This window comes from Staphylococcus capitis subsp. capitis (genome assembly GCF_040739495.1).
Taxonomy (GTDB): domain Bacteria; phylum Bacillota; class Bacilli; order Staphylococcales; family Staphylococcaceae; genus Staphylococcus; species Staphylococcus capitis.
On sequence record NZ_CP145263.1, the window covers coordinates 901,033 to 914,691 of the forward strand.

General features: G+C 33.5%; 10 protein-coding genes. 9 read left to right on the forward strand and 1 reads right to left on the reverse strand.

The genetic code is table 11. The features are described from left to right. The first annotated feature begins 172 nt into the window (after positions 1-172). The 6 genes from purB (at position 173) to V6C74_RS04550 (ending at position 8,312) form a co-directional block, all read left to right on the forward strand. Positions 173-1,468 carry an adenylosuccinate lyase gene (gene purB, locus V6C74_RS04525; RefSeq protein WP_002453621.1) on the forward strand — a complete coding sequence of 432 codons (1,296 nt, stop codon included), beginning with the start codon at positions 173-175 and terminating at the stop codon, positions 1,466-1,468. Between the two features lie 123 nt (positions 1,469-1,591). Further along, on the forward strand, positions 1,592-1,894 hold the full coding sequence (locus tag V6C74_RS04530; protein ID WP_002435940.1) for a YerC/YecD family TrpR-related protein: 303 nt from the start codon (positions 1,592-1,594) through the stop codon (positions 1,892-1,894). Between the two features lie 301 nt (positions 1,895-2,195). Continuing rightward, the gene (locus tag V6C74_RS04535) at positions 2,196-2,885 is read left to right on the forward strand and encodes a heptaprenylglyceryl phosphate synthase (protein ID WP_002453620.1); all 690 of its coding nucleotides are present in this window, start codon (positions 2,196-2,198) and stop codon (positions 2,883-2,885) included. Then, on the forward strand, positions 2,885-5,080 hold the full coding sequence (gene pcrA, locus V6C74_RS04540) for a DNA helicase PcrA (RefSeq protein WP_016898700.1): 2,196 nt from the start codon (positions 2,885-2,887) through the stop codon (positions 5,078-5,080). Before V6C74_RS04535 ends, pcrA begins: the two co-directional genes overlap by 1 nt. Positions 5,081-5,087: 7 nt before the next feature. Continuing rightward, positions 5,088-7,091: an NAD-dependent DNA ligase LigA gene (gene ligA / locus V6C74_RS04545; RefSeq protein WP_016898701.1), complete on the forward strand. Its 2,004-nt coding sequence runs from the start codon at positions 5,088-5,090 to the stop codon at positions 7,089-7,091. Between the two features lie 12 nt (positions 7,092-7,103). Then, entirely contained in the window at positions 7,104-8,312 is a 1,209-nt protein-coding gene (locus V6C74_RS04550) for a CamS family sex pheromone protein (RefSeq protein ID WP_002453617.1), read from the forward strand. 74 nt (positions 8,313-8,386) lie between these two features. Here V6C74_RS04550 and putP read toward each other — a convergent pair whose 3' ends face one another. Beyond that, entirely contained in the window at positions 8,387-9,922 is a 1,536-nt protein-coding gene (gene putP / locus V6C74_RS04555; RefSeq protein ID WP_002453616.1) for a sodium/proline symporter PutP, read from the reverse strand. 379 nt (positions 9,923-10,301) lie between these two features. Here putP and gatC point away from each other — a divergent pair, with 379 nt between their 5' ends. The 3 genes from gatC to gatB are packed head-to-tail and all read left to right on the forward strand — an operon-like array spanning position 10,302 to position 13,503. Then, positions 10,302-10,604, forward strand: a complete 303-nt coding sequence (gene gatC, locus V6C74_RS04560; RefSeq protein ID WP_002453615.1) for an Asp-tRNA(Asn)/Glu-tRNA(Gln) amidotransferase subunit GatC — start codon at positions 10,302-10,304, stop codon at positions 10,602-10,604. A gap of 1 nt (position 10,605) precedes the next feature. Further along, positions 10,606-12,063, forward strand: a complete 1,458-nt coding sequence (gene gatA / locus V6C74_RS04565) for an Asp-tRNA(Asn)/Glu-tRNA(Gln) amidotransferase subunit GatA (RefSeq protein ID WP_002453614.1) — start codon at positions 10,606-10,608, stop codon at positions 12,061-12,063. A gap of 12 nt (positions 12,064-12,075) precedes the next feature. Next, on the forward strand, positions 12,076-13,503 hold the full coding sequence (gatB, locus tag V6C74_RS04570; protein ID WP_002453613.1) for an Asp-tRNA(Asn)/Glu-tRNA(Gln) amidotransferase subunit GatB: 1,428 nt from the start codon (positions 12,076-12,078) through the stop codon (positions 13,501-13,503). Positions 13,504-13,659: the final 156 nt, after the last annotated feature.

Sequence of the window (13,659 nt, forward strand, 5' to 3'; positions counted from 1 at the left end):
TTTCTAAAGTAATTACAATAAAATATGAATATAAGGAAAAAACATTTATACATTTAGCTATAGTTTTGTTAAACTATAAGCAACAAGTTAAATACGAACTTTTTTTAAAAAAATGAGTTTAATGTACAGTTTTTAAATCTGCAATAATACATACGATTGGAGTTATTAAAGAATGATTGAACGTTATTCAAGAGAAGAAATGTCTAATATTTGGACAGATCAAAATCGCTATGAAGCATGGTTAGAAGTAGAAATACTAGCATGTGAAGCATGGAGTGAATTAGGCTATATTCCTAAGGAAGATGTCAAAAAGATTCGTGAAAATGCTAAAGTTGATGTAGATCGCGCAAAAGAAATTGAACAAGAAACACGTCATGACGTTGTAGCTTTTACAAGACAAGTGTCCGAAACGCTTGGCGAAGAAAGAAAATGGGTTCATTATGGTCTTACTTCGACAGATGTTGTAGATACCGCATTAAGCTATGTTGTTAAACAAGCAAATGAAATCATTGAGAAAGATTTAGAAAGATTTATTGAAGTATTAGCTGAAAAGGCTAAGAATTATAAATATACATTAATGATGGGGCGTACACATGGTGTTCATGCTGAACCTACTACGTTTGGTGTGAAGATGGCACTTTGGTATACAGAAATGAAACGTAATTTTAAACGCTTTAAAGAAGTACGTAAAGAGATTGAAGTAGGTAAAATGAGTGGTGCAGTAGGTACATTTGCCAACATTCCTCCAGAAATTGAGGCGTATGTTTGTAAGCACTTAGGAATTGATACTGCGCCAGTTTCTACTCAAACATTACAAAGAGATCGACATGCATACTACATTGCTACTCTAGCGTTAATTGCTACTTCATTAGAAAAATTTGCAGTAGAAATTCGTAACCTACAGAAAACAGAGACACGTGAAGTAGAAGAAGCTTTCGCTAAGGGACAAAAGGGGTCATCAGCAATGCCTCATAAACGTAATCCTATTGGTTCTGAAAATATTACTGGTATTTCACGAGTGATTCGTGGATATATTACAACAGCTTATGAAAACATACCATTGTGGCATGAAAGAGATATCTCTCATTCATCTGCAGAACGAATCATGTTACCAGATGTAACGATTGCTTTAGATTATGCATTGAACCGATTCACTAATATCGTAGATAGACTTACAGTATTTGAAGATAATATGAGAAGTAATATTGATAAGACATTTGGTTTAATTTTCTCACAACGTGTATTATTGGCTTTAATCAATAAGGGTATGGTGAGAGAAGAAGCTTATGATAAAGTTCAACCGAAAGCTATGGAATCTTGGGAAACTAAAACGCCATTTAGAGAATTAATTGAACAAGATGAAACTATCACAAATGTTTTATCTACAGAAGAATTGGACGAGTGTTTCAACCCTAAACATCATCTTAATCAAGTTGATACGATTTTTGAGCGTGCTGGATTAGAATAAAAGTGATAAACTATATGTGATAAATACGACTAAAATCCTATACTTTTTTCATTGATTCTACTACACTTTAACTAATTAGTACGTTAAAATGATAAAATAAAAAATGTATAGGGGTTGTTTGAGATGCAAATTGAAAAATTACGTGGGCAAGCATTGGATGAATTATTTGATGCGATCCTAGCGCTAGAAAATAGAGAAGAGTGCTATCAGTTTTTCGATGATTTATGCACTGTGAATGAAATACAGTCGCTATCTCAGAGACTTCAAGTTGCTAAAATGATTAAACAGGGTTATACGTATGCAACTATTGAAGACGAATCTGGTGCATCAACTGCAACGATTTCTAGAGTTAAACGTTCATTACAATGGGGTAATGATGCGTATACCATGATTTTAGATAGACTCAATATTGAAACAAAGTCATAAAAGTATTTGAATTACTTAGTTAATAATCAAAGTTTTTAACTTTTGTGTCACATATATTTAGGCTTCAAGAAGTGTTCATCCACTTTTTGAAGCTTTTTTATTTATACATTAATAAAAGGGATTAAAACATTTTGCAACTTACTTAAGGTATAAGTATTAAACTTCTTAAAATTTATTATTAGTGACTTCAAAATCATAAAAATTTATCTGAAATAATGTATTATTATCATATTTACTCTTTAGAACTTAATACTTAAAAATGCTATAATTTAGGGTATGTTAAATAAAGGAGTTTCAGAAAATGTATGACATAACAAAATGGAAACACATATTTAAATTAGATCCAGCCAAGTCAATTTCTGATGATGATTTAGAAGCAATATGTATGTCTAATACAGATGCAATTATGATTGGTGGTACAGATAATGTAACCGAGGATAATGTCATTCATTTAATGAGCAGGGTGAGACGTTATCCGTTACCACTAGCATTAGAGGTTTCCAATGTTGAAAGTGTAATGCCTGGATTTGATTTTTATTTTATTCCAACTGTGATGAATAGCAATGATACAACATATCATAATGGTATTTTACTAGAGGCCCTAAAACAATATGGTCATGTTATAAACTTTGAGGAAGTAATATTTGAAGGGTACTTAGTACTTAATTCAGATAGCAAAGTTGCTCGCAAAACTGGAGCTCATACGGAACTAAATATTGAGGATGTTGAGGCATATGCGCAGATGGCTAATGAACTCTATCATTTCCCAGTTATGTACTTAGAATATAGTGGTGCATATGGTGACATTGATAAAGTAAAAGCCGTATCTCATATGCTTACAGAAACTCAACTTTTCTATGGTGGAGGTATCTCAAATTTAGGTCAAGCTCAAGAAATGGCTGATATTGCAGATACGATTATTGTAGGAAATATTATATATACTGATATTAAAAAAGCGCTAAAAACTGTAAAAATAAAGGAGTCTAATTAATGAATTCGCTAGTAAAGAATATGAATACAGAACAAAGTGAAGCTGTAAGAACAACTGAAGGACCATTACTTATTATGGCAGGCGCGGGGTCGGGGAAAACACGCGTATTAACACATCGTATTGCTTATTTATTAGATGAAAAAGATGTGTCTCCTTACAATATTTTAGCGATTACTTTTACAAATAAAGCTGCTAAAGAAATGAAAGAACGTGTTGAACAACTAGTCGGAGAAGAGGCTCAGGTTATTTGGATGTCTACATTCCATTCTATGTGCGTGAGAATTTTAAGAAGAGATGCAGATAGAATTGGTATAGAACGCAATTTCACTATCATTGATCCAACTGACCAAAAATCTGTTATTAAAGATGTTTTAAAAAATGAAAACATCGATAGCAAACGTTTTGAACCAAGAATGTTCATCGGTGCAATAAGTAATCTGAAGAATGAATTAAAAACACCGGATGATGCTCAAAAAGAGGCAAATGACTTTCACTCTCAAATGGTTGCAACAGTCTACAAAGGTTATCAAAGACAATTATCACGTAATGAAGCATTAGACTTTGATGATTTAATAATGACTACAATCAATCTCTTTGAACGCGTTCCAGATGCGCTTGAATATTATCAAAATAAATTTCAATATATCCATGTTGATGAATACCAAGATACAAACAAAGCGCAGTACACTTTAGTAAAATTGCTTGCTAATAAATTTAAAAATCTTTGCGTTGTTGGTGACTCAGATCAATCAATTTATGGTTGGCGTGGTGCAGATATACAAAATATTTTATCTTTCGAAGAAGATTATCCTGAAGCGAAGACCATTTTCCTAGAGCAAAATTATCGTTCTACTAAAAATATTCTAAATGCAGCAAATGAAGTAATTAAAAATAATTCTGAACGTAAACCTAAGGGATTATGGACTGCTAATACCGGTGGAGATAAAATTCAATATTATGAAGCGATGACAGAACGTGATGAAGCTGAGTATGTTGTGAAAGAAATTATGAAACATCAGAGAAATGGTAAGAAGTATAGCGACATGGCAATCCTTTATAGAACTAATGCACAATCACGTGTATTAGAGGAAACTTTCATGAAATCGAACATTCCATACACTATGGTTGGAGGCCAAAAGTTCTATGACCGTAAAGAAATTAAAGACTTATTAAGCTATTTACGCGTAATCGCAAATAGTAACGATGATATTAGTTTACAACGAATTATCAATGTTCCTAAAAGAGGAATTGGACCTTCTTCAGTGGAGAAGATACAAACCTATGCAGTTCAAAGTAATATAAGTATGTTCGATGCATTGGGGGAAGTGGACTTTATTGGTCTCTCTAAAAAGGTTACGCAGGAGTGCATCAATTTTTACGAAACAATAACTCATTTAATTAAAGAACAAGAATTCCTTGAAATAAGTGAGATTGTAGAGGAAGTATTACAAAAATCTGGTTATCGAGACATGTTAGAAAGAGAACAGACACTCGAATCACGTAGTCGTTTAGAAAACTTAGATGAATTCATGTCTGTACCTAAAGATTATGAGGAGAATACACCTTTAGAAGAACAATCATTGATTAACTTTTTAACTGACTTATCACTTGTGGCTGATATAGATGAAGCAGATACACAAACTGGCGTAACGATGATGACTATGCACTCTGCGAAAGGTCTAGAATTTCCTATAGTCTTTATTATGGGTATGGAAGAATCACTCTTCCCTCATATTCGAGCTATTAAAGCAGATGATGATCATGAAATGGAAGAAGAACGTCGAATTTGTTATGTGGCAATTACACGTGCTGAGGAACTGTTATATATTACGAATGCTACGACAAGAATGTTATTCGGACGTTCACAATCTAACATGCCTTCTAGATTTTTAAAGGAAATTCCAGAAGAACTACTTGAAAGTCATACAGGAAATAAACGTCAAACCATCCAACAACCTAAAGCTAAACCACAACAGAAAAGAGGGTTTAGCAGACGTACAACTTCATCTAAGAAACAAGTTTCATCTTCAGAATGGAAAGTGGGAGATAAGGTGACACATAAAGCTTGGGGTGAAGGAATGGTCAGCAATGTAAATGAGAAAAACGGTTCAGTAGAATTAGATATAATATTTAAATCTGAAGGACCTAAACGTTTACTTGTTCAATTTGCGCCAATAGAGAAGAAGGAGGACTAATAAGGGGATGGAAGATTTACAATCTCGTGTAAATGAACTACATGACTTATTAAATCAATATAGCTATGAATATTATGTACAGGATAATCCATCTGTGCCTGATAGTGAGTATGATAAATTATTACATGAACTTATAGATATTGAAGAGAAGCATCCTGAATATAAGACTGCTGATTCACCTACTGTACGTGTTGGTGGAGAGGCGCAGTCCTCATTTGAAAAGGTAAACCATGATACACCAATGTTAAGTTTAGGAAATGCGTTTAATGAAGAAGATTTAAGAAAGTTCGACCAGCGTATCAGAGACAATATTGGTAAGGTCGAGTATATGTGTGAACTTAAAATCGATGGATTAGCAGTTTCACTCAAATATCAAAATGGAAGATTCGTACAAGGATTGACACGAGGTGATGGCACTACTGGAGAGGATATTACTGAGAATTTAAGGACTATCCACGCTATTCCTTTGAAGATTAAGGAACCACTTAATTTCGAGGTACGTGGTGAAGCGTATATGCCTAGACGATCATTTATGAATTTAAATGCAGAGAAAGAAGAGAATGGTGAACAGCCTTTCGCAAATCCAAGAAATGCTGCAGCAGGGTCTTTAAGACAGCTTGACTCTAAACTTGCAGCCAAAAGAAAGTTAAGTGTCTTCTTATACAGCGTAAATGATTTAACTGATTTTGATGCAACGACTCAAAGTGAGGCATTGCAAGGACTTGATGACTTAGGTTTTAAAACAAATCAAGAAAGAGAACGTGTAGCTGATATTGATGGCGTTCTTGATTATATTGATAAATGGACGGAGAAAAGAGAGTCTCTATCATACGATATTGACGGTATCGTTATAAAAATAAATGATTTAGACCAACAAGAAGAAATGGGTTATACGCAGAAATCGCCAAGATGGGCAATTGCTTATAAGTTTCCAGCTGAAGAAGTTGTTTCAAAATTATTAGATATTGAGCTAAGCATTGGGAGAACTGGTGTAGTGACTCCAACAGCTATTCTTGAACCGGTTAGAGTTGCAGGCACAACTGTATCTCGAGCGTCTTTACATAATGAGGACCTTATACATGAAAGAGATATACGAATCGGTGATAGTGTAGTAGTCAAAAAGGCTGGCGACATCATTCCTGAAGTAGTCAAAAGTATATTAGATAGAAGACCAAAAGATGCTGAGACATATCATATGCCAACACATTGCCCAAGTTGCGATCATGAGTTGGTTAGAATAGAGGGTGAAGTTGCACTACGTTGTATCAACCCTAAATGCCAAGCGCAACTCATTGAAGGGCTTATACATTTTGTCTCAAGACAAGCAATGAACATTGATGGACTTGGAACGAAGATTATTCAACAATTATATGAAAATGAGTTAATCAAGGATGTAGCAGATATCTTTTATCTTAAAGAAGAAGACTTGCTTCCATTAGAACGTATGGGTAGTAAAAAAGTTGAGAATTTATTAGCTGCTATCGAGAAAGCTAAAGACAACTCACTTGAACATTTATTATTTGGTTTAGGTATCAGACATTTAGGTGTTAAAGCTAGTCAAGTTTTAGCAGAAAAATATGAAACGATGGATCGCTTATTAGATGTAACTGAGGAAGAACTCGTAGCGATCCACGATATAGGCGATAAACTGGCTCAATCTGTTGTTACTTATTTAGAGAATGAAGATATTCGTGCTTTAATTCAAAAATTAAAAGACAAAAATGTTAATATGAATTATAAAGGTATAAAAACTTCAGAAATTGAGGGTCACCCTGAATTTAATGGTAAAACTATCGTATTAACTGGTAAACTGGAACAAATGACTAGAAGTGAAGCGACACAATGGTTAGAAATGCAAGGGGCTAAAGTAACAAATAGTGTAACTAAAAGTACAGATATTGTTATAGCCGGTGCTGATGCAGGTTCTAAACTTGCTAAAGCTGAAAAGTTTGGTAAAGAAATTTGGACTGAAGATGAATTTGCTAAAAAACAAAAAGAATCAAATAATTAGAGGAGTACGTCGATGAAGCGAACAATAATTTTACTCATTTCGACAATATTTTTATTAGCTGCATGTAATAATAATCAAAAAGATAATCAATCTGATAAAGATCAAAGTGGAAGTAAGGATAGTCAAAATACGAACCAAGTAAAACAAATTGCTACGGATAAAAATGTTCAAGGAGATAATTATAGAACAATTTTACCTTTTAAAGAGAGCCAAGCTAGAGGCCTTTTACAAGATAACATGGCAAATAGTTATAACGGTGAAGATTTTGAAAGTGGATTATTGACTCTCAGTAAAGAAGTATTTCCTACAAATAAATATCTTTATCAAGATGGACAGTATTTGGATAAGAAAACAATTAATGCCTATCTAAATCCTAAATACACAAAAAAAGAAATAGATAAGATGAGTGAGAAAGAAAAGAAAAGTAAGAAAGCGAATGAAAACCTGGGTCTTAATCCATCACATAATGGTGAGACAGATGAAGAAAAAATAGCTGAGCAATCACCAGCTTATCTTTCAAATATATTAGAACAAGATTTTTACGGTAATAATGACTCTAAAGCTAAAAATATTAAAGGTATGACAATCGGACTAGCTATGAATAGTGTCTATTATTATCAAAAGGAAAAAGATGGCGAAACATATAGTAAAAAATTAGATGATAAAGAAATTGAAAAACAAGGTAAACAAATGGCAAGTGAAATGTTATCTCGCTTACGTGAAAATAGCGATTTAAAAGATATACCTATTCACTTTGCAATTTACAAACAATCAGGCCAAGATTCTATTACACCAGGTGAATTTATTGCTGGTGCAACTGCAGACGATGGTAAAACAAAAATTAATGAATGGGATACTATCAAAGAAAAATCAGCCTTGCTACCTTCTTCAACAGCAGAGGATTATAATGAGACATTAAATAATAATTTCAAACAATTTAATGATAATTTACAATCTTACTTCTCTAACTTTACTCAAGCGGTAGGTAAAGTGAAATTCGTTAATAAGAAACCAAAACAATTAACGGTTGATTTACCAATTGACTATTATGGACAAGCTGAAACTATTGGTATTACTCAATATGTTACAGAGCAAGCTGAAAAATATTTTGATAATATTGATGAGTATGAAATTCGCATCAAAGATGGTAATACACCTCGTGCATTAATAAGCAAATCGAAAGATGTTAAAGAACCACAAGTTCACATCTACCATAACTAATATATTTATAGGCGCCTTCGACTAAAATGTATAATCAAGTCGAGGGCGCCTATTTTAATGCTTAAATTTAGAAATTATTCTCGGACGATTTGCTTCACTTTATTTAAATCATTTTCTACGAAAGCACCAGGCTTTTTAGTTAATTTACTTACAAAATAAGTAACCAATACACTGATGATAAAACCTGGAATAATTTCGTACATCCCAAATAATTCATTAATAGAGGCAAGTGGTTTAATCCATGCTATCCATATGATAACTACTAGAGCACCTGCAATCATACCACTTACAGCTCCAGCACGTGTAAGATCTTTCCAATATAGTGAAAATAAAACTAGTGGACTAAATGCAGCTCCAAAACCAGCCCAAGCATTACCTACAAGATTGAGAATGGTATCATTTGGATGCCAAGCAATTGCTATTGCAACAATGGCTACAATAAGTACTGACAGACGGCCCACCATTACAAACTCTTTTTGATGAGATGCAGCTTTATCTTCACCACGTACAAGTTTATAAAAATCTTCAGTTAAAGAACTAGATGTTACTAATAATTGAGAAGAAATAGTACTCATAATTGCAGCCAAAATAGCAGCTAACAGGAAGCCGCCAACAAGAGGATGAAATAAAACTTGACTCATAACAATGAATAATGTTTCTGGATCTTCTAATTTGATGTGACTTTCGGAAATAAATGCGATACCGGTTAAACCAACTCCCACTGCACCGAGTAAACCTATTGCCATCCAACTAATGCCTAACCGTCTTGCTTTAGGTAGTAATTTATGAGATTTAATAGACATGAAACGTACTATAATATGTGGCTGTCCAAAGTAGCCCAGTCCCCAAGAAAATAAAGATATGATACCTATTACTGTTGTACCTCTAAATAAATCTAAATTTGTTGGTTTCATTTGTGCCACTTCATAAAAAGTGTCCCATCCATTTAATTTTAAAATGGCCACAACTGGAACCATTACCATTGCAATAAGCATAATCACGCCTTGGAAAAAGTCAGTAATTGAGACAGCTAGATATCCTCCGAAGAAAGTATAGAAGATAACGATGACTGCTACTAAAATCAAACCGAAATGGTAATTAAGACCAAAAGCACTTTCGAATAATTTTCCACCTGAGACAAATCCAGAGTGCGTATATAAAGTAAAGAAAACCACAATGATTAATCCAGAAATAATTTTAATAATATTTTGTTTATCATTTAATCTATTCTTGAAGAAATCAGGTAAGGTGATGGCATCCCCAGCAATTTCTGTATAAACTCGTAATCTAGGAGCGACAACGAAGTAGTTAATATAAGCACCAAGTGTTAAACCTATTGTTATCCATATGGCAGAAAGACCCGTGCTATAAACAGAGCCTGGAAGTCCCATAATCATCCAACCGCTCATATCTGAAGCACCTGCTGATAGCGCTGTGATATACGGACCTATACTTCGTCCTCCTAGCATAAATTCACTTAAGTTACCTGTGGCCTGTTTGTAGCCATAAAAGCCGATAATAAGTAGGATAATAAAATAAGTTGCAATCATGATGTACGTTTGCCAATTCGCATCGACTTGGTTACTGAGTGTAGAACCTAATGTCAGCATAAGAAACACTCCCTTTATTTAGTTTTCAAATGAGTTATGTGTAATATTATACATTACAATGAAATGTTCAGAAAAGTAAAAATTAAACATTAATAAAAATAATAGCCTTAATGACAGTGTAGTAAGCGCTTACTTTAAGATACGAATTTAATTAGCGATTGTATAGTAATGTATAATCTTAAAACTTAAAAAATAGGAATAGCATTTATGATTTTATTTTAGATTGCACTTTTGTAAATAAGTAAATTAATATATGGAGTTTATAAAGACTGATATATCAAGCCTTTATTTTATGTGGTATCATCATAAAAACTTAGATTTTTATAACGAAATTTGATACAATTTGATGATGAATGAGTATTAAGGAGGCTTTTATTTAATGACTAAAGTTACACGTGAAGAAGTTGAACATATTGCTAATTTAGCTAGACTTCAAATTTCTTCTGAAGAAACAGAAGAAATGGCTAATACCTTAGAAAGTATTTTAGATTTTGCGAAACAAAATGATAGTACGGATACTGAAGGTGTTGAGCCAACTTATCACGTATTAGATTTACAAAACGTGTTACGTGACGATAAAGCAATCGAGGGCATTCCTCAAGAATTAGCATTGAAAAATGCAAAAGAAACAGAAGATGGACAATTTAAAGTGCCATCCATCATGAATGGGGAGGACGCTTAAGATGAGTATTCGTTATGAATCTGTTGAAAAATTAACAGAAATGATTAAGAACAAAGAAATTAAACCTTCTGAAGTGGTTAAAGATATTTATGCAGCTATTGAAGAGACAGACCCAACTATTAAATCTTTCTTAGCATTAGATAAAGAGAATGCTATTAAAAAAGCAGAAGAACTAGATAATTTACAAGCAAAAGATCAAATGGATGGTAAATTATTCGGTATTCCAATGGGAATCAAAGATAATATTATTACCAAAGATGTAGAAACAACATGTGCTAGTAAAATGCTTGAAGGATTTGTACCAATTTACGAATCTACTGTAATGAATAAATTACATGATGAAAATGCTGTGCTTATTGGTAAATTAAATATGGACGAGTTTGCAATGGGGGGTTCAACTGAAACATCTTACTTCAAGAAAACGTTAAACCCATTCGATCATACAGCAGTACCTGGAGGTTCTTCTGGTGGCTCAGCAGCAGCTGTTGCAGCAGGTTTAGTACCATTCAGTCTTGGTTCTGATACAGGAGGATCAATTAGACAACCGGCAGCTTATTGTGGTGTTGTAGGCATGAAACCTACATATGGACGTGTATCACGATTCGGTCTTGTGGCTTTCGCTTCTTCTTTAGATCAAATCGGACCTATTACACGTAATGTTAAAGATAACGCAATTGTACTTGAAACAATTTCAGGTGTTGATGCAAATGATTCTACTAGCGCGCCTGTAGAAGATGTTGATTTTACTTCAGATATTGGTAAAGACATTAAAGGCCTCAAAGTAGCTCTACCTAAAGAATATTTAGGTGAAGGTGTAAGTGAAGAAGTTAAAGCATCTGTTAAAGAGGCTGTAGAAACATTAAAATCTTTAGGTGCTGAAGTAGGGGAAGTATCATTACCTAATACTAAATATGGTATTCCTTCTTATTATGTCATTGCATCATCAGAAGCATCTGCGAACTTAGCACGTTTTGATGGTATCCGTTATGGCTATCACTCAAAAGAAGCGCAATCTTTAGAAGAGTTATACAAAATGTCTAGATCTGAAGGGTTTGGAGCTGAAGTTAAACGCCGTATCTTCTTAGGAACTTTCGCATTAAGTTCAGGTTACTATGATGCTTACTATAAAAAGTCTCAAAAAGTAAGAACATTAATTAAAAATGATTTCGATAAAGTATTTGAAACGTATGATGTAGTGGTAGGACCAACTGCGCCAACAACTGCATTTAATTTAGGCGAAGAAATTGATGATCCATTAACAATGTATGCAAATGACTTATTAACAACACCAGTTAACTTAGCTGGTTTACCTGGTATTTCTGTTCCTTGCGGACAATCTAACGGACGACCAATTGGTTTACAATTTATTGGTAAACCTTTCGATGAAAAGACGTTATATCGTGTAGCTTATCAATATGAAACACAATACAACTTACATGACGCATACGAAAATTTATAAGGAGTGGAAACCATGCATTTTGAAACAGTTATAGGACTTGAAGTTCACGTTGAGTTAAAAACAGACTCTAAAATGTTCTCTCCATCACCAGCACATTTTGGAGCTGAACCTAACTCAAATACAAATGTTATCGACTTAGCATATCCAGGTGTATTACCAGTTGTAAATAGACGTGCAGTAGATTGGGCCATGAGAGCTTCAATGGCTTTAAATATGGATATTGCTACAAATTCTAAATTTGACCGTAAAAACTATTTCTATCCTGATAATCCAAAGGCATACCAAATTTCTCAATTTGATGAACCTATCGGTGAAAATGGATACATTGATATTGAAGTAGATGGAGAAACTAAACGTATTGGTATTACTCGTCTTCACATGGAAGAAGATGCGGGTAAATCAACACATAAAGATGGTTATTCTTTAGTTGACTTGAACCGTCAAGGGACACCTCTAATTGAAATTGTCTCTGAACCTGATATCCGCTCACCGCAAGAGGCGTATGCTTATTTAGAAAAGTTACGTTCAATTATTCAATATACAGGTGTTTCTGATTGTAAAATGGAAGAAGGTTCACTACGTTGTGATGCCAACATCTCATTACGTCCTTATGGACAAAAAGAATTTGGTACTAAAACCGAATTGAAAAACCTTAACTCATTTAACTATGTAAGAAAAGGTTTAGAATACGAAGAAAAACGCCAAGAAGAAGAATTACTTAACGGTGGAGAAATTGGACAAGAAACACGCCGCTTTGATGAATCAACTGGTAAAACTATTTTAATGCGTGTTAAAGAAGGTTCTGATGATTACCGTTATTTCCCAGAACCAGACATTGTACCTTTATATGTAGATGAAGACTGGAAAGAACGTGTTCGTCAAACGATTCCTGAATTGCCAGATGAGCGTAAAGCTAAATACGTTAATGATTTAGGTTTACCTGAATATGACGCACATGTCTTAACACTTACTAAAGAAATGTCTGATTTCTTCGAAGGTGCTATTGAGCACGGTGCTGATGTTAAGTTAACGTCTAACTGGTTAATGGGTGGCGTAAATGAATATTTAAATAAAAATCAAGTCGAATTACAAGATACTCAATTAACTCCTGAAAATCTTGCAGGAATGATCAAATTGATTGAAGACGGTACAATGAGTAGTAAAATTGCTAAAAAAGTCTTCCCAGAACTTGCAGAAAATGGTGGAGATGCTAAACAAATTATGGAAGATAAGGGTTTAGTACAAATTTCAGATGAAGCAACATTACTAAAATTTGTTAATGAAGCGTTAGATAATAATCCTCAATCTGTAGAAGATTATAAAAACGGTAAAGGCAAAGCTATGGGCTTCTTAGTTGGACAAATTATGAAAGCTTCAAAAGGCCAAGCTAACCCTCAAAAAGTTAATGGTCTATTAAAACAAGAATTAGATAAACGCTAATTGTCATATATCAATTTTAAATGCTTCTATTACGTGACAAAAACATGTGATAGAAGCTTTTTTAGGTTAAATAGATTTTAATCATTGAATTTGACGCTAAAATTTTTGAAAATGATATCATTTTTTGCTTTTTTAAAATTAATATTGTCGATAAGT